This is a genomic window from Metapseudomonas phytobenefica, assembly GCF_043392685.1.
Classification (GTDB): Bacteria; Pseudomonadota; Gammaproteobacteria; order Pseudomonadales; family Pseudomonadaceae; genus Metapseudomonas.
In genome coordinates this window covers 55582-78653 of the sequence record NZ_JBHZGM010000001.1, presented here as the reverse complement: position 1 = coordinate 78653, position 23072 = coordinate 55582, and the positions used below count along the sequence as shown (strand labels likewise).

General features: G+C 66.1%; 22 protein-coding genes. 16 read left to right on the top strand and 6 right to left on the bottom strand.

The window, feature by feature from the left end:
* Positions 1–87 precede the first annotated feature (87 nt).
* Both pap and ACFW0B_RS00345 read left to right on the top strand, forming a co-directional pair.
* Entirely contained in the window at positions 88–1575 is a 1488-nt protein-coding gene (pap, locus tag ACFW0B_RS00350) for a polyphosphate:AMP phosphotransferase (protein ID WP_449145981.1), read from the top strand.
* 104 nt (positions 1576–1679) lie between these two features.
* Positions 1680–2864, top strand: coding sequence for a thiolase family protein (locus ACFW0B_RS00345; protein WP_449145980.1), 1185 nt, complete (start codon positions 1680–1682; stop codon positions 2862–2864).
* A 194-nt stretch (positions 2865–3058) separates the two neighbouring features.
* Here the strand turns inward: ACFW0B_RS00345 and ACFW0B_RS00340 are convergent, their stop codons facing one another.
* Positions 3059–3268 carry a DUF6316 family protein gene (locus ACFW0B_RS00340; protein ID WP_449145979.1) on the bottom strand — a complete coding sequence of 70 codons (210 nt, stop codon included), beginning with the start codon at positions 3266–3268 and terminating at the stop codon, positions 3059–3061.
* Between the two features lie 211 nt (positions 3269–3479).
* Here ACFW0B_RS00340 and ACFW0B_RS00335 point away from each other — a divergent pair, with 211 nt between their 5' ends.
* Entirely contained in the window at positions 3480–4445 is a 966-nt protein-coding gene (locus ACFW0B_RS00335; protein WP_449145978.1) for a DMT family transporter, read from the top strand.
* A 209-nt stretch (positions 4446–4654) separates the two neighbouring features.
* Here ACFW0B_RS00335 and ACFW0B_RS00330 read toward each other — a convergent pair whose 3' ends face one another.
* The 3 genes from ACFW0B_RS00330 to ACFW0B_RS00320 all read right to left on the bottom strand — a co-directional run bounded on the left by ACFW0B_RS00330 (position 4655) and on the right by ACFW0B_RS00320 (position 7745).
* Complete coding sequence (locus tag ACFW0B_RS00330; protein ID WP_449145977.1) at positions 4655–5275, bottom strand: NAD(P)H-dependent oxidoreductase; 621 nt, start codon at positions 5273–5275, stop codon at positions 4655–4657.
* Positions 5268–6662, bottom strand: coding sequence for a class II fumarate hydratase (locus ACFW0B_RS00325; RefSeq protein WP_449145976.1), 1395 nt, complete (start codon positions 6660–6662; stop codon positions 5268–5270). The genes ACFW0B_RS00330 and ACFW0B_RS00325 overlap by 8 nt, the downstream gene beginning before the upstream one ends.
* Positions 6663–6734: 72 nt before the next feature.
* Positions 6735–7745 carry a DUF2804 domain-containing protein gene (locus ACFW0B_RS00320; RefSeq protein ID WP_449145975.1) on the bottom strand — a complete coding sequence of 337 codons (1011 nt, stop codon included), beginning with the start codon at positions 7743–7745 and terminating at the stop codon, positions 6735–6737.
* Positions 7746–8084: 339 nt separating this feature from the next.
* Here ACFW0B_RS00320 and ACFW0B_RS00315 point away from each other — a divergent pair, with 339 nt between their 5' ends.
* From ACFW0B_RS00315 to ACFW0B_RS00295, 5 genes are all read left to right on the top strand, one after another.
* On the top strand, positions 8085–8594 hold the full coding sequence (locus ACFW0B_RS00315) for a DUF2059 domain-containing protein (protein ID WP_449145974.1): 510 nt from the start codon (positions 8085–8087) through the stop codon (positions 8592–8594).
* A gap of 13 nt (positions 8595–8607) precedes the next feature.
* Positions 8608–8913 carry a BolA family protein gene (locus ACFW0B_RS00310; RefSeq protein ID WP_449145973.1) on the top strand — a complete coding sequence of 102 codons (306 nt, stop codon included), beginning with the start codon at positions 8608–8610 and terminating at the stop codon, positions 8911–8913.
* 169 nt (positions 8914–9082) lie between these two features.
* Positions 9083–10018, top strand: a complete 936-nt coding sequence (gene trhO / locus ACFW0B_RS00305) for an oxygen-dependent tRNA uridine(34) hydroxylase TrhO (protein ID WP_449145972.1) — start codon at positions 9083–9085, stop codon at positions 10016–10018.
* Between the two features lie 29 nt (positions 10019–10047).
* Entirely contained in the window at positions 10048–10659 is a 612-nt protein-coding gene (locus tag ACFW0B_RS00300) for a DsbA family protein (RefSeq protein WP_459251679.1), read from the top strand.
* Positions 10652–12433, top strand: a complete 1782-nt coding sequence (locus ACFW0B_RS00295) for an ABC transporter ATP-binding protein (protein ID WP_449145971.1) — start codon at positions 10652–10654, stop codon at positions 12431–12433. Before ACFW0B_RS00300 ends, ACFW0B_RS00295 begins: the two co-directional genes overlap by 8 nt.
* A 213-nt stretch (positions 12434–12646) precedes the next feature.
* On the opposite strand, the gene ACFW0B_RS00290 is transcribed toward ACFW0B_RS00295, so the two are convergent.
* Entirely contained in the window at positions 12647–13543 is an 897-nt protein-coding gene (locus ACFW0B_RS00290; protein WP_449145970.1) for a class I SAM-dependent methyltransferase, read from the bottom strand.
* Between the two features lie 362 nt (positions 13544–13905).
* On the opposite strand from ACFW0B_RS00290, the gene maiA reads away from it, so the two are divergent.
* Positions 13906–14571 (top strand): maleylacetoacetate isomerase, encoded by a 666-nt coding sequence (gene maiA / locus ACFW0B_RS00285; RefSeq protein ID WP_449145969.1) that lies wholly within the window; start codon positions 13906–13908, stop codon positions 14569–14571.
* Positions 14572–14667: 96 nt separating this feature from the next.
* A complete protein-coding gene (locus ACFW0B_RS00280; protein WP_449145968.1) occupies positions 14668–16077 on the top strand; it encodes an amino acid permease in 1410 nt (469 codons plus the stop codon).
* Between the two features lie 227 nt (positions 16078–16304).
* On the opposite strand, the gene ACFW0B_RS00275 is transcribed toward ACFW0B_RS00280, so the two are convergent.
* Positions 16305–17342: a metal-dependent hydrolase gene (locus ACFW0B_RS00275; protein ID WP_449145967.1), complete on the bottom strand. Its 1038-nt coding sequence runs from the start codon at positions 17340–17342 to the stop codon at positions 16305–16307.
* 325 nt (positions 17343–17667) lie between these two features.
* Here ACFW0B_RS00275 and ACFW0B_RS00270 point away from each other — a divergent pair, with 325 nt between their 5' ends.
* The 6 genes from ACFW0B_RS00270 to ACFW0B_RS00245 all read left to right on the top strand — a co-directional run bounded on the left by ACFW0B_RS00270 (position 17668) and on the right by ACFW0B_RS00245 (position 23068).
* Positions 17668–18561 (top strand): VOC family protein, encoded by an 894-nt coding sequence (locus tag ACFW0B_RS00270; RefSeq protein ID WP_449145966.1) that lies wholly within the window; start codon positions 17668–17670, stop codon positions 18559–18561.
* 13 nt (positions 18562–18574) lie between these two features.
* The gene (locus ACFW0B_RS00265; RefSeq protein ID WP_449145965.1) at positions 18575–19453 is read left to right on the top strand and encodes a CoA transferase subunit A; all 879 of its coding nucleotides are present in this window, start codon (positions 18575–18577) and stop codon (positions 19451–19453) included.
* Between the two features lie 10 nt (positions 19454–19463).
* Positions 19464–20276 carry a CoA-transferase subunit beta gene (locus ACFW0B_RS00260; RefSeq protein WP_449145964.1) on the top strand — a complete coding sequence of 271 codons (813 nt, stop codon included), beginning with the start codon at positions 19464–19466 and terminating at the stop codon, positions 20274–20276.
* A gap of 13 nt (positions 20277–20289) precedes the next feature.
* Positions 20290–21156 carry an enoyl-CoA hydratase gene (locus tag ACFW0B_RS00255; RefSeq protein ID WP_449145963.1) on the top strand — a complete coding sequence of 289 codons (867 nt, stop codon included), beginning with the start codon at positions 20290–20292 and terminating at the stop codon, positions 21154–21156.
* Positions 21156–22229, top strand: a complete 1074-nt coding sequence (locus tag ACFW0B_RS00250; protein ID WP_449145962.1) for an NAD(P)H-dependent flavin oxidoreductase — start codon at positions 21156–21158, stop codon at positions 22227–22229. The genes ACFW0B_RS00255 and ACFW0B_RS00250 overlap by 1 nt, the downstream gene beginning before the upstream one ends.
* Before the next feature lie 80 nt (positions 22230–22309).
* A complete protein-coding gene (locus ACFW0B_RS00245) occupies positions 22310–23068 on the top strand; it encodes an enoyl-CoA hydratase family protein (protein ID WP_449145961.1) in 759 nt (252 codons plus the stop codon).
* The last annotated feature ends 4 nt before the right edge of the window (positions 23069–23072 follow it).

Genomic DNA, 23072 nt, shown 5'->3' with positions numbered 1-23072 from the left:
TCCGGCTTTTCTTGCCCGCAGGAAAAGCCCCGCAGACACTCCCCAAGCCATCCGTTACCTTTTGCCCATCACGCCAAGGAGGTCTGCATGTTCGAATCCGCCGAAATCGGCCACTCAATCGACAAGGAAAACTATGAGAAGGCTGTGCTGGAACTGCGCGAAGCGCTGCTGGATGCGCAGTTCGAGCTGAAGCAGCAGGCGCGTTTCCCGGTGCTCATCCTGATCAACGGCATTGAAGGCGCCGGCAAGGGCGAGACGGTCAAGCTGCTCAACGAATGGATGGACCCGCGCCTGATCAACGTCGAGAGCTTCCTGCGTCCGACCGACGAAGAACTCTCGCGGCCGCCGCAATGGCGCTTCTGGCGTAAACTGCCGGGCAAGGGGCGGATCGGCATCTTCTTCGGCAACTGGTACAGCCAGATGCTTCATGCGCGGGTCGAGGGCGAGATCAAGGACGCCCGCCTGGACCAGGCCATCAACGACGCCGAAGGCTTTGAGCGCATGCTCTGCGACGAGGGTGCGCTGATCTTCAAGTTCTGGTTCCACCTGTCCAAGAAGCAGCTCAAGGAGCGCCTCAAGGCCCTGGAGAAGGACCCCCAGCGCAGCTGGCAGCTCAATCCGCTGGACTGGAAGCAGAGCGAGGTCTACGACCGCTTCGTGCGTTTCGGCGAACGGGTACTGCGCCGCACCAGCCGCGACTACGCGCCCTGGTACGTGATCGAGGGCGCCGACCCGTACTACCGCAGCCTCAGCGTCGGCCGCATCATCCTCGAAGGGCTGCAGGCGGCCCTCAAGCAGAAGGGCCGGCACAAGCCGCATCCCCATGCGGCGCCGCTGATGTCCAACCTCGACAAGCGGAGCCTGCTGGACAGCCTCGACCTCAGCCGCAAGCTGGACAAGGACGACTACAAGGAACAGCTCGCTACGGAACAGGCGCGGCTCAACGGTTTGCTGCGCGACAAGCGCATGCGTCGCCATGCCCTGATGGCGGTGTTCGAGGGCAACGACGCGGCGGGCAAGGGCGGCGCGATCCGCCGCGTCACCGGAGCGCTGGACCCTCGCCAGTACCGCACCGTGCCCATCGCCGCACCCACCGAGGATGAGCGGGCGCAGCCCTACCTCTGGCGCTTCTGGCGGCACGTGCCGGGGCGCGGGCAGTTCACCATATTCGACCGTTCCTGGTACGGCCGCGTGCTGGTGGAGCGTGTCGAGCATTACTGCTCCGAGGCCGACTGGCTGCGCGCCTACGGCGAGATCAACGACTTCGAGGAGCAACTGCACAACTTCGGCATCGTGCTGGTGAAGTTCTGGCTGTCGATCGACAAGGACACCCAGATGCAACGCTTCAAGGAGCGCGAGGCAGTCGCCTTCAAGCGCTACAAGATCACCGAGGAAGACTGGCGCAACCGCGACAAGTGGGACCTCTACGTCGATGCGGTGGACGACATGGTCGATCGCACCAGTACCGAGATCGCCCCCTGGACCCTGGTGGAGGCCAACGACAAGCGCTACGCACGGGTGAAGGTGCTGCGCACCATCAACGAAGCGCTGGAGGCCGCCTTCAGGAAAGACTGAGCACGGGATGATCGCGCATACGCGGGATGAATGATCATGGTAGGGAAACATAGGCCGGAACTATGCTCGCCCTACTTCCCATCCCGGCAAGAACGAGGTGCGTCATGCGTGAAGTGGTGATCGTCGACAGTGTGCGGACTGGCCTGGCCAAGTCCTTCCGCGGCAAGTTCAACATGACCCGGCCGGACGACATGGCCGCCCACTGCGTGAATGCCCTGCTGACGCGCAATGACCTCGACCCGGCGCTGGTGGATGACTGCGTGGTAGGCGCCGGCTCCAACGAAGGCGCCCAGGGCCACAACATCGGCCGCAATGTGGCGGTGCTCTCGGGCCTCGGCATCGGCGTCGCCGGCATGACCCTCAACCGCTACTGCTCCTCGGGCCTGCAGGCCATCGCCATCGCCGCCAACCAGATCGCCTCGGGCTGCAGCGACGTGATGGTGGCCGGCGGCGTCGAGTCCATCACCCTGACCCTCAAAAGCATCAACCAGGACAACTTCGTCAACCCGCGCCTGAAGCTCGAACACCCCGGCATCTACTACCCCATGGGGCAGACCGCCGAGATCGTCGCGCGCCGCTACAACATCAGCCGCGAAGCCCAGGACCTCTACGCCCTGCAGAGCCAGCAGCGCACCGCCCGAGCCCAGGCCGAAGGGCTGTTCGCCGACGAGATCGTGCCGATGAGCGTGAAGTACTTCGTCGAAGACAAGGCCGCCGGCGAGAAGCAGGTACTGGACGGTGTGGTGGACCGCGACGACTGCAACCGCGCCGACACCACCCTGGAGGGCCTGGCCTCCCTGAAACCGGTGTTCGCGGAAGATGGCTCGGTCACCGCCGGCAACTCCTCGCAGCTATCCGATGGCGCCTCCATGACCCTGTTGATGAGCCTGGACAAGGCGCTGGAGCTGGGCCTCAAGCCCAGGGCGTTCTTCCGTGGCTTCGCCGTTGCCGGTTGCGAGCCGGACGAGATGGGCATCGGCCCGGTGTTCTCGGTGCCGAAGCTGCTCAAGGCCAGGGGCCTGAGCATCGACGATATCGACCTCTGGGAGCTCAACGAAGCCTTCGCCTCCCAGTGTCTCTATGCCCGCGACCGCCTGGGCATCGACAACGAGAAGTACAACGTCAACGGCGGCTCCATCTCCATCGGCCACCCCTTCGGCATGACCGGTTCGCGCCAGGTCGGCCACCTGGTGCGCGAACTGCAGCGCCAGGGCAAGCGCTACGGCATCGTCACCATGTGCGTCGGCGGCGGCATGGGCGCCACCGGATTGTTCGAGGCCTGTCGCTGAGGGCTTTGCTGCCTGCTTTTGTGGGGGCGATTTCAATCGCTAAGGGGACCGCAGATTCGCCTTGCTGCTTCGAATAGGGCAGCTGCGTTGCCCATAGCGAATGAATTCGCCCCCACAGTGATTGTGTTCCGCGCCGGCTTGATATCCGCAAAAGAAAACCCGCGCCGGGCGCGGGTTCTTTCGTTGTGGGGCGCTCATGGCGCCCGTTGGCTGAGTATGGCGTTGGAAAGTTGTATGCGACGAATGTACAGCGCGATCTCCCGCTCCGTATCCACACGGGTGAAATAGGGCCCTTCCAGGGTCCCCTCCCGGGTGGAGAAGAAGTACTGTCCGTTCACGGCACTGACACGCTCGCTTCTGTAGTGGGTGCCTGGCGCCTTGTCGGACGCGCGTCGACCGAACATCGGACCACCTCCATTTCTGCATTGGCATTTTGAGTCTAACCAGCGTCATCGACCTTGCGCCGGGGCTCGACGGGCGGCAGCGGTTGCGACAGGTACAGTTTCGTCCGCGACAGAGCGGGAACTGTTCCTGTGCCCTGGGAACCGGCCCTCCTAGAATGGCGTCTCTTGTCCTGCCCGCCGCAGAATGCCGGGCTTTCCTGCTGAGGTTCCCATGCACATCTCCTCCGGCCGTTGGGTCTACGGTCTGTTCCTTGCCTTGCTCACGGCCGTGCTCTGGGGTGTCCTGCCCATCTGGCTGAAGGAAGTCCTGCAGACCATGGACCCGGTGACCGTCACCTGGTATCGCCTGATAGTCGCCGGCTTGCTGCTGTTCGGTTATCTGGGCGCCAATCGTCGCCTGCCCGGATTCCGTCCGCTGGGCGCCCGTGGCCGCTGGCTGGTGGTGCTGGCGGTAGGCGGCCTGACCGGCAACTACGTGCTCTACCTGATCGGCCTGAACATGCTCAGCCCCGGCACCACGCAACTGGTGATCCAGGTGGCGCCGATCCTCTTCCTGCTGAGCAGCCTGTTCATCTTCAAGGAGAGCTTCAGCCTGGGGCAGGCCCTGGGGCTGGTGGTGACGGTGCTGGGTTTCGGGCTGTTCTTCAACCAGCGCCTGGAGGAACTGCTCACCTCCATGAGCCAGTACACCTTGGGCGTGCTGGTGATCCTGCTGGCCGCGGCCGTGTGGACCTTCTACGGACTGGCGCAGAAGCAGCTGCTGACCCACTGGAGTTCGGCACAGGTGATGATGGTGATCTACCTCGGCTGCGCCGCGCTGCTGACCCCCTGGGCGCATCCGCTGGAAGCGCTCGACCTGAGCCCGTTGCAGGGCTGGCTGCTGCTGGCCTGCTGCCTGAACACCCTGGTGGCCTACGGCGCTTTCGCCGAAGCCCTGGCCCACTGGGAGGCGTCGCGGGTCAGCGCCACCCTGGCCATCACTCCGCTGGTGACCTTCGCCAGCGTCGCCGCCTGTGCGGCCCTCTGGCCGGACCATGTGCAGCCGGAAGAGATCAACTGGATCGCTTACGCCGGCGCAGTGTTCGTGGTGCTGGGCTCGGCCCTCACCGCCCTGGCGCCTTCGCTCATGCGCAGCTGGCGGGCGCGACGTGAGGTGGCGGCGAGCGGCTCCCTGTAGGCTAGTCCGAGTGCAGCGAGACCCAACGTAGCCAGCATCAGCTGCGAAATGTCGGGTTTCGTGCCTCTACCCAACCTGCACGTGACGCTGTCTCCTGTGGGGGCGAATTCATACGCCAAGGGCCGCGCAGCGGCCCCCGGCATACTGCAAGGCAGGCCTTCGGCCCGCAAGTCGATAGAAATCGACCCTGCAAAGGTCGCCTCGCCTCACTAGCAGCGCGACCCGAGTATCTCCGCCTTGCGCAGCCAGCTCTGGCGCTGTTCCTCGGAGGAGGGGCGTACCGGGGAGAACTCGGTCAGGCGGCGTGTCTTGATGCCGCAGAAGCCGAGGATGGTGCGCACCATCTGCCGATGTGCCGGTGCGCCGTAGATCCAGCGGAAGTACCAGGGCGGAGTGTCCAGGGTCACCAGCAGGTCGGCGGTGCGTCCGCTCAGCAGCTTGTCCCAGGCCTGGGACTGGCCGCGGTAGCGGAAGGCGAAGCCGGGCAGGAAGACACGGTCGAAGAAGCCCTTGAGCAGCGCTGGCAGGCCGCCCCACCAGACCGGATAGATGAACACCAGGTGCTCGGCCCAGTGGATCTGCCGCTGCGCTTCGAGCAGGTCGGGTTCCAGGATCTGGCTCTGGTCGTAGCCCCCGCGCAGCACCGGGTCGAACTGCATTTCCCCCAGTTTCAGCAGGCGTACCACGTGTCCTTCCCTGCGGGCGCCCTGGGCGAAGGCATCGCTCAGGGCATGGCACAGGCTGCCTCCCTTGGGGGTGCCGAGAATCATCAGGATGCGCTTGCCATCGCCTTCCAGTGGCGTTGCGCCATGCTTGACCGACTCAGCCATGTTGACCGGCCTCCAGCATGCTTTCCGGGCGCACCCAGGCATCGAACTCTTCGTCGGTCAGGTAACCCAGCGCCAGGGCCGCGGCGCGCAGGGTGGTGCCTTCGGCATAGGCCTTCTTGGCGATCTGCGCGGCCTTGTCGTAGCCGATGTGCGGATTGAGCGCGGTCACCAGCATCAGGCCGCGTTCCAGGTGCTCGGCCATGCGCGCGGCGTCCGGTTCCATGCCGGCCACGCAGTGCTGCTGGAAGTTGCGGCAACCGTCGCCGAGCAGGCGGATGGATTGCAGCAGGTTGTGCACGATCACCGGCTTGAACACGTTCAGTTGCAGATGCCCCTGGCTGGCGGCGAAACCGATGGTGGCGTCGTTGCCCATGACCTGGCAGGCCAGCATCGACAGCGCCTCGCATTGGGTGGGGTTGACCTTGCCGGGCATGATCGAGCTGCCCGGCTCGTTGGCCGGCAGGCGCACTTCGGCCAGGCCGCCGCGCGGGCCGGAGCCCAGCAGGCGCAGGTCATTGGCGATCTTCATCAGGGCCACTGCGAGGGTCTTGAGGGCGCCAGAGAGGTTCACCAGCGGCTCATGGCCGGCGAGGGCGGCGAACTTGTTCGGAGCCGAGACGAACGGCAGCCCGGACAGCGCGGCCAGTTCGGCGGCCATGGCATCGGCGAAACCGTGGGGCGCGTTCAGTCCGGTGCCCACGGCGGTGCCGCCCTGGGCCAGTTGCAGGACCGCCGGCAGGGCCGCGCGGATCGCCTTGTCGGCATAGTCGAGCTGGGCGACGAAGGCAGAGAGTTCCTGGCCGAAGGTGATGGGCGTGGCATCCATCATGTGGGTGCGGCCGGTCTTGACCAGATGGGCGTGCCGCGCGGATTGCTCGGCCAGGCCGCCGGAGAGTTCGGCGATGGCCGGCAGGAGCTCGTGCTGTACCGCGCGGGCGACGGCTATGTGCATCGCGGTGGGGAAGCAGTCGTTCGAGCTCTGGGCGAAGTTCACATGGTCGTTCGGATGCACCGGGCTCTTGCCGCCGCGTTGTCCGGTGGCCAGTTCGTTGGCGCGGCCGGCGATCACCTCGTTGACGTTCATGTTGCTCTGGGTGCCGCTGCCGGTCTGCCAGACCACCAGGGGAAACTGGTCGTCATGCTTGCCGGCCAGCACTTCATCGGAGGCTTGCTCGATCAGGCGGGCGACATCGGGTGGCAGGTCGCCATCGCGGCCATTGACCCGGGCGGCGGCCTTCTTGATCAGGGCCAGGGCGTGCACCACCGCCAGCGGCATGCGCTCGCCGCCGATGGCGAAGTTTTCCAGCGAACGCTGGGTCTGGGCGCCCCAGTAGGCGTTGTCGGCGACTTCGACGGGCCCCAGGCTGTCGGTTTCTGTGCGGCTCATTTGGGTTGGCTCCGGCTATTGATTCCGCAGTTTAGGCCCTCTGTCTGGCACTCGGTTCAACCGTTCGGGCAATTACCAGCGCGTGCGGGTGGAACCCAGCCAGCCGAGGGCGTTGGTCACCGGCACGCACTCGCCATCCGGACTGCGCAGAACACCGTCGAAGCGGCCGAACCACTGGCGCGTATCGGCGTAGAACAGGCCCAGGCGAGGGCGGGCCTGGTGCAGCTGGCGCGGCGTGAAGGTGAGCTCGACCCGCCGGCAGGCGGTGGACAGCCGCCAGGGGGCGAGGGGATCGTTCGGCGCCTGCTCGATCTGCACCGGGCGGTCGAGCTTGGCCAGGCGGCCGCCGAACCACAGCGCGTTCTCGGTCAGGCCGCTGGAGTCGGTCCAGCCCGCGCCGAAATTCCCGGCGATGCCACCGGGGGCGGCGAAGGCGGCGCGGGTCCAGTGGCTATGGAGGGGCCAGACGCCGCGGCCGAAATCCAGGGCGGCGAAGCTCTGGCCGGTGATGCACGGGTACTGGCGTTCACCCAGTTGCACGCTGCCGCTGGCGGGCAGGCCGAGCTGGCGGCTGCTGGCGTGGAAGCCGTGGCCGGGGAGGGGAGCGACCAGGTTCACCGAGTCCAGGTGCGCGGGGCGCAGCACGTCGAGCACGGCCTGCAGCGGCATTCCGCCGATGTCCGGCGTCTCCACCCGTATGCTCAGGCGGCCGGGGTGCTCGTCGACGCGGAACTGCAGGCGCGAGTGCTCGAAGCTGTGGCTTTCCAGCGGCGTATCCGGCAGCCGGCAGCCCAGGGCGAAGGGGCGCAGCTGGGTATGGGCCACGGCCTGGCCGCTGTCGAGATCAAGGAAGTAGGCGGCGCCGTAGCCCAGGTAATCGAGGTCGGCGATGGTCAGCGAGAGCATCCAGCGCGGGGTGGTGATGCACCAGTGGTTCCAGCGCTTGCGCCGGCCCGGATGACCGGGGATCGCGCAGTTCAGGCGTGGCCGGCTCGACCAGCCGACGGCGGCGGGCGCGAGCCTGCCGCGGGCATCGCAGAGCGCGGGAAGTCCCGGCTCCAGGGTGGAAATATGGCTGTTCATCGGGCACGTCCATGTGTGTGCAAAGCCTGGGGACTTCAGGCGCTGTACGAAACCGCGTCCTTTAGGTGATTTTTTGTACAGGGCCGGGGAAGGCCAGGTGCAGCTCATCGGAAAGTCCGTCGATGGTCGCAGCAAGGTTCCTGGCCGGCGAAGCATGCCCAGCGGGCGAAAGCATGGGCAAGTGATGGCGTTTTGACAATATCCTGGTGGAGTGCGGCATCGCACATTTTCGTCGTGGACTTGTCGAAAAAACCGCCGCTTGAGCACGCTATCGGCTTGAGCGCAGAATGACCCGCCTCGGGGCAGTCCCCGTCATCCGTGCCCAGACAAGGATACCTAATGACCAAGCTTCGCGTTCTCTGCACCGCCGTACTGCTGGCCTGCGCCAGTGGCCAGGTCCTGGCCGATGCCGCCAGCCACGCCGCCGATGCCGAGCGCTTCCTCAAGCTCGCCCGCGCCGACAAGCTGACCGTTCCGGTCTATGCCCAGGTGCAGCAGATGTTCGAGCAGCGTTTCCAGCAGACCCAGGCACCGGCCAGCAAGAAGGCCACCCTGGAGAGCTACCAGGCCAAGGCCAACGCCGCCCTGGACAGGGCTGTCGGCTGGGACAAGCTGAAGCCGGAGCTGGTGAAGATCTACACCAGCAACTTCTCCGAGAGCGAACTGAAGGAGCTGATCGCCTTCTACGAATCCCCCCTGGGCAAGAAAGTGCTGGAGAAGATGCCGGCGCTGACCCAGCAGTCCGCCCAGCTCACCCAGAGCCGCCTGGAATCCGCCGTGCCCGAGGTCAACAAGCTGCTCAGCGACATGACCAGCGAACTGGCGCCCCAGGACAAGAAGAAGCCGTAACCGGAGTCGAACGATGTCCATGCGTGACCGCATCCTGACCGCCCTGCAGGCCCTCGAACCCCAGCACCTCGACGTGTTGGACGAGAGCCACATGCACAGCCGCGGCCAGGAAACCCACTACAAGGCTGTGATCGTCAGCCCGGTGTTCGCCGGGCTCAACGCCGTCAAGCGCCACCAGAAGGTCTATGGCAGCCTGGGCGAGCTGATGAGGCAGTTCCATGCCCTGGCCCTGCACACCTACACGCCCGAGGAATGGGCGGAGCAGGGCGCGGCGCCGGATTCGCCGACCTGCCGCGGCGGCAGCAAGCACGACCACTGAAAGTCCGGCCTGCGTTCTTCAGCTGTCCGCTCGGCGCCTGAGACCATTTCACGCAGCCTGAATCCAGTCGCTTTTTGATAGACTTCGCACCGCGCCGGCCCAGCCGGCGCAGTCGTTTCTGTCACCCGGTCCGCCCTTTACGTGGGCGACCACTGGAGGAAGTCACCGCATGACCCAGATCGTTGTTGCGGCGCTGTACAAGTTCGTCACCCTGAAGGACTACGTTGCGCTGCGTGAACCCCTGCTCAAGACCATGCTGGACAACGGCGTCAAGGGCACCCTGCTGCTCGCCGAAGAAGGCATCAACGGCACGGTTTCCGGCACGCGCGAAGCCATCGACGCGCTGCTCGCCTGGCTCAAGGTCGATCCGCGCCTGGCGGACCTGGACCACAAGGAGTCCTACTGCGCCGAGCAGCCCTTCTACCGCACCAAGGTCAAGCTGAAGAAGGAAATCGTCACCCTCGGCGTTCCGGGCGTGGACCCCAACCAGCAGGTCGGCACCTACGTCGAACCCAAGGACTGGAACGCCCTGATCAGCGACCCCGAAGTGCTGCTGATCGATACCCGCAATGACTACGAAGTGGCCATCGGCACCTTCGAGGGCGCGATCGACCCGCAGACCAAGTCGTTTCGCGAGTTCCCCGATTACATCAAGGCCAACTTCGACCCCGCCCGCCACAAGAAGGTGGCGATGTTCTGCACCGGTGGCATCCGTTGCGAGAAGGCCTCCAGCTACATGCTCGGCCAGGGCTTCGAAGAGGTCTTCCACCTCAAGGGCGGCATCCTCAAGTACCTGGAAGAAGTGCCCCAGGAGGAAACCCTCTGGCGCGGCGATTGCTTCGTCTTCGACAACCGCGTCACCGTGCGCCACGATTTAACCGAGGGCGATTTCGATCAGTGCCACGCCTGCCGTAACCCCATTTCCGTGGAAGATCGCCAATCCGAACACTACGCGCCCGGTATCAGCTGCCCGCACTGCTGGGACAGCCTGAGCGAGAAGACCCGCGCCAGCGCCATCGAGCGGCAGAAGCAGATCGAACTGGCCAAGGCTCGCAACCTGCCGCACCCGATCGGTCGCGACCCGCGCCAAGCCCTGGAGAACTGAGTTTGTCCAACGCCCGCCTGCTCTATGTGATGGACCCCATGTGTTCCTGGTGCTGGGGGTTCGCCCCGGTGGCCTCGGCACTCGCCGAGCAGGCCGCGGCGGCCGGCGTTCCGCTGCACCTGGTGGCCGGCGGTCTGCGCGCCGGCCAGGGCGCCGCCCTGGAGGCCAACACCCGGCGCTACATCCTCGAGCACTGGCAAGCGGTGCATCGGGCCACCGGGCAGCCGTTCCGCTTCGACGGGGCCCTGCCCGACGGCTTCATCTATGACACCGAGCCGGCCTGCCGCGCCTTGGTGGTCGCCCGTTCCCTTGCGCCGGACCTGGCCTGGCCGCTGGTCCGGCTGATCCAGCACGCCTTCTATGCCGAAGGTCGCAATGTGACTCAGGCCGCGGTCCTGGTGGAACTGGCCGAACAGGCCGGGATTCCGCGCATCGAATTCGCCGAAGCCTTCGACGCCGCCTCCAGCCATGAGGCGACCGTTGCCGATTTCACCTGGGTGCAGGACCTCGGCATCGCCGGCTTCCCCACCCTGCTGGCCGAGCGCGATGGCCAACTGGCGCTGCTGACCAACGGCTACCAGCCGCTCGAGGAACTGGCACCGCTGCTGGGGCGCTGGCTGGAGCGCGGCAATCATGCCTGATCGCCTGAGCTGGGCGGAGATTCGCCGTCTGGCCCTGCGCCACAAGAAAGCTCTCTGGCTGGCCAATCTGGTTGCCGTACTGGCCACCCTCTGCAGCGTGCCCATTCCGCTGCTGCTGCCATTGCTGGTGGATGAAGTGCTGTTGCAGCGCGGCGATGCGGCACTGCGCTTCATGGACCACTTCCTGCCCCAGCCCTGGGAGAGCGCCGTTGGCTACATCGGCCTGATGCTGGTGACGACCCTGGTCCTGCGCGGCACGGCCCTGATCTTCAACGTGCTGCAGGCGCGGCTGTTCGCGCGGCTCGCCAAGGACATCGTCTACCGCATCCGCACCCGCCTGATCGAACGCCTGAAGCGTATTTCCCTCGGCGAATACGAAAGCCTTGGCGGCGGCACCGTCACCGCCCACCTGGTCACCGACCTGGACACTGTGGACAAGTTCGTCGGCGAAACCCTCAGCCGCTTCCTGGTGGCCGTGCTGACCCTCACCGGCACGGCGGCCATCCTGGTCTGGATGCACTGGCAGCTGGCGCTGCTGATCCTGTTGTTCAACCCGCTCGTGATCTACGCCACCGTGCAGCTGGGCAAGAAGGTCAAGCACCTGAAGAAGCTGGAGAACGACAGCACCGCGCGCTTCACCCAGGCGCTGACGGAAACCCTGGAAGCCATCCAGGAAGTGCGTACCAGCAACCGCCAGGGCTTCTTCTTCGGCCGTCTCGGCCAGCGCGCCCAGGAAGTCCGCGACTACGCCGTCGCCTCCCAGTGGAAAAGCGACGCGGCGGGGCGCACCAGCGGACTGCTGTTCCAGTTCGGCATCGACTTCTTCCGCGCCGCGGCCATGCTCACCGTGCTGTTCTCCGACCTGTCCATCGGCCAGATGCTCGCGGTGTTCAGCTACCTCTGGTTCATGATCGGCCCGGTGGAGCAGTTGCTGGGCCTGCAGTATTCCTACTATTCCGCCGGCGCCGCGCTGGGCCGCATCAACGAGCTGCTGGCCCGCGCCGACGAGCCGCAGTACAGCCCGAGCGTCGATCCGTTCCGCGGCCGCGAAACCGTGGGCATCGAAGTGAAGGGCCTGCGCTTCGCCTATTCCGAGGAGCCGGTGCTCGATGGCCTCAACCTGTCCATCGCTCCCGGCGAGAAGGTCGCCATAGTCGGCGCCAGCGGCGGCGGCAAGAGCACCCTGGTGCAACTGCTGCTGGGGCTCTACCAGCCCCAGGCCGGACAGATCCGCTATGGCGGTTGCCGGCTGGAAGAGATCGGCCTGGCCGAGGTGCGCGACAACGTCGCTGTGGTCCTGCAGCACCCGGCGCTGTTCAACGACAGCGTGCGCGCCAACCTGACCATGGGCCGCGAACGCAGCGACGACGCCTGCTGGCGCGCCCTGGAAATCGCCCAGCTGGCCGATACCATCCGCAACCTGCCCCAGGGGCTGGACAGTGTGGTGGGCCGCTCCGGCGTGCGCCTGTCCGGCGGCCAGCGGCAACGCCTGGCCATCGCCCGCATGGTGCTGGCCGAACCCAAGGTGGTGATCCTCGACGAAGCCACCTCGGCCCTCGACGCTGCCACCGAGTATGCCCTGCACCAGGCCCTCGGCACCTTCCTCAATGGCCGCACCACCCTGATCATCGCCCACCGCCTGTCCGCGGTTAAGCAGGCGGACCGGGTGCTGGTATTCGACGGCGGCCATATCGCCGAAGACGGCGACCACCAGCAGCTCATCGCCGAAGGCGGGCTCTACGCCAAGCTCTACGGGCACCTGCAACAGGGCTGAGCCCTGTCCTGATGCTGTGGGGGTGATTTCAATCGCGAATGAATTCGCCCCTGCAGAGGCCTCCGTTCGTCCCCCCTCTCCTCTTCCGGGAGAGGGGCGGGGGAGAGGCCTTTGTAGGTTGGCGTAGAGCGCAGCGAAACCCAACGCTGCGATGTTCGTATGTGGTCACGTTGGGCCTCGCGGGCTCGGACCAACCTACGGGACCGAGGCCGCTTAGCCGTACTTCAGTGCCTCCAGGAAGACGATGCGCTGGCCTATGTCGTGGAAAACCCGTGCCGAGGCGATCTGGTTGTAATCCACCCCATCCAGCAGGCTGAGCATCTGCACGTCGTGGCGATAGTGCGGGTGCCAGTCCAGCAGGCCTTCGAGATAGGCGATGGCATTGACGCCCGGCAGGAAGTTCGCCAGCAACAGGCGGCCGCCCGGCCGCAGGGCCTGGAACAGCCGGTATACCAGGCGTTCGCAACGACGGTCGTCCAGGAGCTCGGTGACGCCGGCGGAATACACCAGGTCGTAGTCCTCGAACTGGCACTCGCCGTTCAGCAGTTGGTCCAGGTTGCCCAGGCGGGTGCGCACGCCCAGGGCGCCATAGCTCTTGCGTACCCTGTCCAGGCGCGTCGCATCGTCATCGAACACCAGCATCTCGCCGAAGCGCCCGTGGCGCAGTTCGCGGGCCAGCTCCGCCTCGCGGAAGTGGCCACCGGCGATGCACAGCATGCGTGCGCCCTTGCCGGAGTCCAGGCAGGTTTCGTCCAGGGCGCGGGCGAGCATGCGCCGACGACAACGCAGGGCCCGGGCCGCCTGCGAAGTGGTGGCGAAATCGAACAGCTGGCGGGTGCGCTCCTCGGGCAGGTTGCGCAGGGCTTCCGATTCGACGCCGTAGAGATAGTCCAGCAACAGTGCGTTGCCGCAGCGCAGGCCGGGGCTTGGCAATGTTCGTCTGGGGAAGGGAAGGATGTTGCTCTGCGGCGGGGCCTCTTCCCGGGGCGGTGCCGGTGTGTCGAATTGCAGCTGCTCGCGTTCGGCCGTGATTGCCGCCAGTTCCTGTCTGACCTGTTGTTGTTCCTGGATGCCTCTGCTCGCTCCTTCCGGACTACTGGTCTCTTCCACACGCCACCTCCTCTGGCCAAACGTGGATTCCTTGACCCGGCACGCGGGATAAAGGCAGGTGCTGTCTCCGTGTAGAACCTTAGTTGAAGGTGATCCGGCCGCAATCCTCCGGATAGATGAAATCGTGCTTTCAGATGGGAGATTGCTGCCAATGCCGCTCCCGCCTGGCAGCCTGGCTGAACGCCCTGTAAAGAAAACCTTACGAAGGCGGAGCGTCTGGCAGGTGGTATCGCCGGGTTTTCAGGGGTGTAAGGAAAACTTTCCGTATCGCCCGTCCGACGCGTTTTTTCGGGAGATTCCGTGCCTTGTTCGCCAGGCCCTGCCAGAGTGAGATGGCGCAAACAAAAATTCGGCCCGACGCCATGAATACAGAACTCACCCTCTACGGGTACTGGCGCTCCAGCGCTGCCTACCGCGTGCGTATCGCCCTCAACCTCAAGGGCCTGGCCTATCGCCAGGAACCGGTGCACCTGGTCAAGGATGGCGGCCAGCAGCACCAGGCCGCCTATCGCGAACTCAATCCCCAGGGGCTTGTCCCGCTGCTGGTGGATGCCGGCAATGCCGGTGGCGAAATCCGCATCGCCCAGTCCCTGGCCATCCTCGAATACCTCGAAGAAGTCTTCCCCGTACCGGCCCTGCTGCCGGCCGATCCCGCCCAGCGCGCCCTGTCGCGCTCCCTGGCCATGCATATCGCCTGCGACGTGCATCCGCTGAACAACCTGCGGGTGCTGCAGTACCTCAAGGCTGAACTGGGCATCGCCGATGAGGCCAAGGATGCCTGGTACCGTCACTGGGTGGCCGCAGGTTTCGCCGCTGTGGAAAAGGGCCTGGAAGCCCTTGGCGGCAAGCTCTCCCTGGGCAGCCGCCCCGGCTACCTGGAAGCCTGCCTGGTGCCCCAGGTCTATAACGCACGACGCTTCGACTGTGACCTTTCGGCCTATCCGCGCATCCTCGATATCGCTGCGCGCTGCGAAGCCCTCGAAGCATTCAGAAATGCTGCTCCGGAGGTACAGCCAGACGCACAGTGATCCGGGGTCTGGTCTACCCACCTGCCTTGCAACGTTCCGCCGGGCCACAAGCCCTGCGGGTGAAATCCCGTCACGACAACAACAAAAGGTGACGCAATGAGTGAGATGCAACACTCGGGCGAGCTGAAACGCGGCCTGAAGAATCGCCATATCCAGTTGATTGCCCTCGGCGGCGCCATCGGCACCGGTCTCTTCCTCGGTTCCGCCGGCGTGCTCAAGTCCGCCGGTCCTTCGATGATCCTCGGCTATGCCATCTGCGGGTTCATCGCTTTCCTGATCATGCGCCAGCTGGGCGAAATGATCGTCGAAGAGCCGGTCGCCGGCTCCTTCAGCCACTTCGCACACAAGTACTGGGGCGGTTTCGCCGGCTTCCTCTCGGGCTGGAACTGCTGGGTGCTCTACATCCTGGTGGGCATGAGCGAGCTCACCGCCGTGGGCAAGTACATCCACTACTGGTGGCCGGACGTTCCCACCTGGGCCACCGCCGCGATCTTCTTCCTGGTGGTCAACGCCATCAACCTGGCCAACGTGAAGCTCTTCGGCGAGGCCGAATTCTGGTTCGCCATGATCAAGGTGGTCGCCATCGTCGGCATGATCGTCCTCGGCTGCTGGATGCTGTTCAGCGGTAGCGGCGGCGAGCAGGCGACGGTCGCCAACCTCTGGGCCCATGGCGGCTTCTTCCCCAACGGCGTCAGCGGGCTGGTGATGGCCATGGCCTTCATCATGTTCTCCTTCGGCGGCCTGGAAATGCTTGGCTTCACTGCGGCCGAGGCCGACAAGCCGAAGCAGGTGATCCCGAAAGCCATCAACCAGGTCATCTACCGCATCCTGATCTTCTATGTCGGCGCCCTGGTCGTGCTGCTCTCCCTGAGCCCCTGGGATGCGCTGCTGGCTTCCATCAACGGCGCGGGCGATGCCTACAGCGGCAGCCCCTTCGTGAAGATCTTCGCGCTGATCGGCAGCGATACCGCCGCCCACCTGCTGAACTTCGTGGTGCTGACCGCCGCCCTGTCGGTCTACAACAGCGGTACCTACTGCAACGGCCGCATGCTGCTGGGCCTGGCCGAGCAGGGCGACGCCCCGCGTGCCCTGGCCAAGGTGGACAAGCGCGGCGTACCGGTGCGTTCGCTGCTGGTGTCGGCGGCCGTGACCTTCCTCGCCGTGGTGGTCAACTACGTGGTTCCGCAGAACGCGCTGGAGCTGCTGATGTCCCTGGTGGTGGCCGCCCTGGTGATCAACTGGGCGATGATCAGCTACTCCCACCTGAAGTTCCGCAAGCAGATGGACCAGGACGGCGTGCGCACCGGTTTCCGCGCCCTCTGGTACCCCATGGGCAACTACCTGTGCCTGGCCTTCGTGCTGTTCATCCTCGGCATCATGCTGATGATCCCGGGCATCCAGGTATCGGTGTACGCCATCCCGGTATGGCTGCTGGTGATGTGGGGTTGCTACCGCCTGAAGCTGTCCAGCTCGGCCAAGGCCGCCCAGGCTTACGCCGCCAGCTGATTGCTTCCCCAGGCTCCACCCAGGCCCGGCCCAGCGCCGGGCCTTTTCATGTGAAGCTGGGAAACCAGATCCTGGGGACGGGACGGGTAGGGTGCGCTGGGGAAACGCTGTAGGAGCCAGCTTGCTGGCGAATGGGCGATATCTCGCAAGGCTTCGCGAGCAAGCTCGCTCCTACGACAGCAGCTACACCCGTTGGCGGAGCGTTACGGCGCAGCGCCAAGACCGATCTAGTGCTGCAGCAGCCCCGCCCAGGCGGACAGCGGAACCGCCTGATCCTCACGCCAGATGCGCTGCCAGAGCACCCTGAGCCGGTCCAGGTCTCCCCGCTCGGCAGGCCAGCGGCGAGCTTCCTTCACCGGCTGCCAGTGGCCATCCCGGTGTTCGGCGAGGATGAAACGGAAGGGGTGGAAGCCGGTCATGCCCAGGCGCAGGTCGGTGACCACCAGCGCCTGGTCGATCTGGTCGTAGCGCAGGATGCCGTGGGTGAACCAGGCCAGCCGCTGGTGCTGTGGCGAGTCCCGCAGGCGCCGCGCCAGTCCGGTACCTCGGGGGATACGTTCCAGCCGTGGCGGCTCGCGGTCGAACCAGCCCACCAGGGCTTCGTGGTAGTCCTCGCCGTCGAGCACGATCACCCGCCAGAGCAGGGTGTTGAACGGCGTCGGCGTGATGAACATCGCCTGCGGGCGAATGCCATCCCGTTCCAGTACCTCATGCACGCGCTGCTTGGCCATGGCCTGGCCGCCGAGGGTCGAGAGCAGGTAGAGGCTGGACAGCGCCAACGCCGCCACCGGCAGCCGTGGCGAGCGGTCGCGCAGGCCGAAGACCAGGCCGCCGATCACCGCCGCCAGCAGCGGCAGGGTGTAGAGCGGGTCGATGATGAAGATGCTCGACCAGACGATGGGGGGCGTCATCAGTGGCCAGAACAGCTGGGTGCCATAGCTGGTGAAGCAATCCAGCAGGGGATGGGTGGCCAGCACCAGCCAGAGGGCGAGGAACAGTCGCCGCGTGGAATAGCCGGGATTCGGTCGCCATCGTCGCACCAGCAGGGTAAGCACCGCCGCCAGGGCGCTGAGCACGAAGATCGAATGGCTGAAGCCCCGGTGATGGGTCATGGCTTCCACCGCATCGGTGTAGCGGATTACCACGTCCAGGTCGGGGAGGGTGCCGAGCAGGGCGCCATAGAGCAGCGCCTTGCGCCCCTGCCAGCGGCCGAGCAGCGCGCCCTGGATGCTGGCGCCGAGCATCGCCTGGGTGATTGAGTCCATCGCCGTCCCTCAAGAATGATCCGCCAGCTAAGTTACTGCGCCGGCCAGCACTCCGGCAGCAGGAAATATCCACCAGATGATTCCGCTGCTTGTGGAGCGAATCCACTGCGTAGGAGCGAGCTTGCTCGCGAAAGGGCGGGCTCAGGAGGTTCGCGAGCAAGCTCGCTCCTACACGGGCGTTGCCATGAAGGTCGAAGCCCCGCCCCACGTGCCTTTCGCGCTAGTCCCAACGGACGATGCCCGCTCTCCGGGGCACCGATTTAATCCCTCCCCATAGCGCTCCGCGCCTGGCTTGCGCGGCGATAACGACAATGAGGAGAACCGCATGGATATCCGTGGCTTGGGGTACGTCACCGTAGCCTCGACAGACCTGAACCGCTGGCGCGAGTACGCCACCGGGGTGCTCGGCATGATGGTGGATGCCGTTACGGACGAGCGGCTCTACCTGAAGATGGATGAACGCCCCTACCGCATCCTGGTGGAGCGTGCCGACCGCGACGGCTACGGCGCCTGTGGCTGGGAAGTGGCCGGCAAGGCCGCCTTCGAGCAGGCCATCGCCGAACTGCAGCAGGCCGACGTCGAGGTCCAGCGGGCCAGCGCCGCCGACGCCTCCGGCCGCAAGGTGCAGGAGTTGGCGCGCTTCGCCGACCCGGATGGCAACCGCCACGAACTCTTCTGGGGTCCGCAGCAGGATTTCGCCCCCTTCGTTTCCCCGGCCGGTGTCTCCGGCTTCGTCACCAGCGATCTGGGCATGGGCCACGCCGTGTTGCCGGCTCCCTCCTTCGACCGCTGCCTGGACTTCTACCAGCGGGTGATGGGCTTCGGTCTTTCCGACCTGATGAAGGTGCGCTTCACCCCCGATCCGGCCGAGCCGGAGAAGCGCATCCATTTCCTCCACTGCAACAACGGCCGCCATCACTCCCTGGCGCTGTTCGAGTGCCCGATTCCCTCCGGTTGCGTGCACCTGATGGTGGAAGTGGGCGAACTGGACGACGTGGGCCGCGCCCTGGACCGCATGCATGCCAGCGGCGTCAAGCTCTCCGCCACCCTCGGCCGTCACACCAACGACGAGATGACCAGCTTCTACATGCAGACCCCGGGCGGCTTCGACCTGGAGTACGGCTGCGGCGGCAAGGTCATGGACTGGGAGCGCCACACCCCCTTCGAGAGCACCGTGGTCAGCCACTGGGGCCACGACTTCAGTGTCGGCCGTCGTTAGGAGAGAACGCATCATGGATAAACGCATGACTGCCGCCGACGTGGTCGGCCAGCTGCAGGACGGCATGACCCTCGGCATCGGCGGCTGGGGCCCGCGGCGCAAGCCCATGGCCCTGGTGCGCGAGATCCTCCGATCCGACCTCAAGGACCTCACCTTGGTCGCCTACGGCGGCGCCGACGTCGGCATGCTCTGTGCCGCCGGCAAGGTGAAGAAGCTGGTCTACGCCTTCGTCTCGCTGGACTTCATCCCGCTGGAACCCTACTTCCGTAAGGCCCGCCAGGAAGGCGCGGTGGAGGTGATGGAAATCGACGAAGGCATGCTGCTGCTCGGCCTCAAGGCCGCCGCCATGGGCGTGCCGTTCATTCCCACCGCCGTGGGTCTGGGCACCGACGTGCTGCGCATTAACCCGGAACTGAAACTGGTCGGCTCGCCCTACGACGACCGCGACTGGGTGGCCATGCCGGCGCTGAAGCTGGACGCCGCGTTGATCCACGTCGACCGCGCCGATGCCCGTGGCGTCTGCCAGATCGCCGGCCCGGACCACTACATGGACGACCTCTTCGTGCGCGCCGCCGAGAAGGCCTATGTCAGCTGCGACGAACTGGTGGGCAGCGCCTGGTTCCACGAGGACCCGGCCCGCGCCCGCCAGGTGTTCTGGGAGCGCAACCGCACCAGCGCCGTGGTGCACCTGCCGGGCGGCGCCCATCCGTCGTCCTGCGCGCCGCTCTACGGCTTCGATACCGCCCACTTCAAGGCCTACAACGCCTCGGCCGCCGAGCCGGATGGCTGGCAGGCCTACATGGAGCGCTACGTCAACTGCGGGGAAGCGGAATACCTGGCCCGCATAGGCGGCCTGGAGGCGATTCGCCAACTGCCGCTCCCGGTTTTCTGAGGACGCTGAGATGACTGCCACCAATCAACCCTACAGCCTCGCCGAACTGATGATCTGCGCCGCTTCCGAAGCCTTCGCGGACGACGGCGAGGTGCTCGCCACCGGCATCGGCGTGTTGCAGCGCCTGGCCGCGTCGCTGGCGATGCTCAACAGCAATGCCGAACTGATGATGACCGACTCCGAAGCCTTCATGGTCGCCGAGCCGGTGCCTCTGGGCCCGCGCGGCGGCTACCAGCCCAAGTTCGACAGCTGGATGGGCTTCTCGCGCATCTTCGACAACGTCTGGAGCGGCAAGCGCCACGCCCTGGTGGGCCCGGTGCAGATCGACCGCTTCGGCCAGGCCAACATTTCCTGCATCGGCGACCATGCCAAACCGAAGTCGCAGATGCTCGGGGTGCGCGGCTTCCCCGGCAACTCCATCAGCCACGCCAACTCCTTCCTGGTACCCAGCCACAACAAGCGGGTGTTCGTGGACGGCGAAGTGGATGTGGTGGCATCGGTCGGCTACAACCCCGAGCGCCTCGCCCGTGGCTGGTCCCTGGACGACATCGACATCCGCCGGATCATCACCGATCTCTGCGTGCTCGACTTCCAGGGCCCCGACCGGCAAATGCGCATCCGCTCGCTGCATCCGGGCGTCACGGCGGACGAAGTGCAGGCCGCCACCGGCTTCCCGCTGCACGTGCCGGACGACATCCCGACCACCGCCGCGCCGACTCTCGAACAACTGATCCTCATCCAGCAACTGGACCCGCACAACCTGCGTGCCAGCCAGCTCAAGGACAACCCACCGGGCGTGCGTGCCCGCGCCACCAGCCACTGAGGCGAATCCGCTGATGAACCACGAACAGCACGAAGCAGAGGTGGTGCGCTACGAGGTGCAGGGCCCGCTGGCCCTGGTCACCATGCATCGTCCCGAGTACCACAACGCGCAGAACTCGCGCATGACCTACGCCCTGGACGCCGCCTTCAAACGCGCCTGCGACGATGACAACGTCAAGGTCATCGTCCTGCGCGGCGCCGGCAAGCATTTCTCCGCCGGCCACGACATTGGCACGCCGGGCCGCGACGTCAACCAGAGCTTCGAACGCGCCAGCCTCTGGTACGACCATGTGAACAAGCCGGGCGGCGAGTTCCTCTACGCCCGCGAACAGGAGGTCTACCTCGGCATGTGCCGGCGCTGGCGCGACATGCCCAAACCGACCATCGCCATGGTGCAGGGCGCCTGCATCGCCGGCGGGCTGATGCTGGCCTGGGTCTGCGACCTGATCATCGCCTCGGAAGATGCCTACTTCGCCGATCCGGTGGTGCGCATGGGCATTCCCGGTGTCGAGTACTTCGCCCACGTCCATGAGCTCAACCCGCGCATCGCCAAGGAATTCCTCTTCCTCGGCGAGCGCATGGGCGCCGAGCGGGCGTACCAGATGGGCATGGTCAACAAGGTGGTGCCGCGTGACGTGCTGGAAGACGTGACCCTGGACGTGGCGTGGCGCATCGCGCAGATGCCGCGCCTGGGCCTGCAACTCACCAAACAGGCGGTGAACAACGCCGAAGACCTGATGGGCAAGCGCGCCACCATGGACATGGTGTTCGGCCTGCACCACTTCGCCCATGTGCACAACGAACTGGTCAGTGGCGACAAGCTGGGTGGCTACGACGCCCGCGCCATGGCCCAGTCCCAGCGCAACCCGTCGGAGGCGTGATGGCGATTTCCCTCGACACCCGCCTGACCCGCCTGCTGGGCTGCCGCTACCCGATCATCCAGACCGCCATGGGCTGGGTGGCCGACCCGAAACTGGTGGCGGCCACCGGCAATGCCGGCGGCTTCGGCTTCCTCGCCGGGGCCACCATCGAACCGCAACACATGGAAGCCGCCATCCTCGAAACCAGGCGGCTGACCGACCAGCCCTTCGGCGTCAACTTCCACATGTACCAGGCCAACGCCGGCGAGATCGTCGAGCTGGTGCTCAAGCACGGCGTGCGCGCGGTGAGCTACAGCCGCTCGCCGGGCAAGGCGATGATCGCCCGGCTGAAGGAGGCCGGCGTGGTCTGCATCCCCACGGTGGGGGCCCTGAAGCACGCGGTGAAAGCCGTGGAACTGGGCGCTGACGCGGTGACCGTGCAGGGCGGGGAGGGCGGCGGCCACACTGGCTCGGTGCCCACCTCGATCCTGCTCGGCCAGGTCGTCGAAGCCGTGGACGTACCGGTGGTCGCCGCCGGCGGCTTCAAGGACGGACGCGGCCTGCTCGCCGCCCTGGCGCTGGGCGCCGACGGCATCGCCATGGGCACGCGCTTTCTGATGAGCGCCGACAGCCCGGTGCCGCCGGCCACCCTGGAGCGCTACCTGAAGGTCCGCGACCCGGCGGCGATTATCGTCAGCCGCGCCATCGACGGCATGCCCCAGCGGATGATCCGCAATGAATTGCTGGACCGCCTGGAGCGCTCCGGCGGCCTCAAGCGCCTGCTGCTGGCCCTGCGCAGCGCCCTGGCCTACCGCCGCCACAGTGGCGCCAGCCTCGCCCAGTTGCTCGGCAGCGCCCTGAAGCTCGGCGGCGCTGACGGCCTGAGCGCCGCCCAGACCCTGATGGCCGCCAACGCGCCCATGGTGATCCAGAAGGCCATGGTCGACGGCCTTCCGGCCGAGGGCGTGCTGCCCGCCGGACAGGTCGCCGCCGCCATCGACAGCCTGCCGGGCTGCGCCGAACTCATCGAATCCATCGTGCAGCAGGCCGGGCAGCGGCTCGCCGAGCTGTGCAGCCGTACAGGGCATGAGTAGGGTGCGCCGTGCGCACCGGAACCAGTGGTGCGCGCGGCGCACCCTGCGAGCGAATAAACGAATAATCGAGGGGAAGCCGGATGAGTAATCCATTTCAAGTGAGTATCGACAACGGCATCGCCGAGATGGTCTTCGACCAGCCGCCGGTGAATGCCTTCGACAGCAAGGGCTGGGCCGCCATTGCCGCCGAGCTGGAGCGCCTGGGCGAGTCGCCCGAGGTTCGCGTCATCCTCATCCGTGCCGAGGGGCGGGGCTTCTGCGCCGGCGTCGACATCAAGGAGCTGGCGAGCACCCCGGACCTGATCGTCGCCGTCAACAAGGGCAACTACGACAGCTTCAAGGCGGTGCACCGCAATCCCAAGCCGGTGATCATCGCCGTGCACGGCTTCGTCCTCGGCGGCGGCATCGGCCTCTGCGGGGCGGCGGACATCCTGGTCGCCTCCGACTGCGCGCGCTTCGGCGTGCCCGAGGTGGACCGTGGCGCCATGGGCGGCGGTGCCCACCTGCAGCGCCTGTTCCCGGTGCAGAAGGTGCGCCACATGTATTTCACCGGCGACATGATCGACGCCGCCGAGGCCTACCGCCTGGGCGCCGTGGAGCGCGTGGTGCCGCGCGCCGAACTGCGCGAGGCGGCCCTGGAAATCGCTCGCCGGATCGCCGCCAAGAGTCCGGCGATGATCGCCCTGGCCAAGGAAGCCCTCACCGGCATCGAAGACGGCAACCTCGAAGACAAATACCGCTGGGAGCAGGGCTTCACCCTGCAGGCCTACCGCTCGCTGGATTCCCAGGAAGCCCGCGATGCCTTCGTCGACAAGCGCGCAGCCCACTTCAAGGGGTGATCCC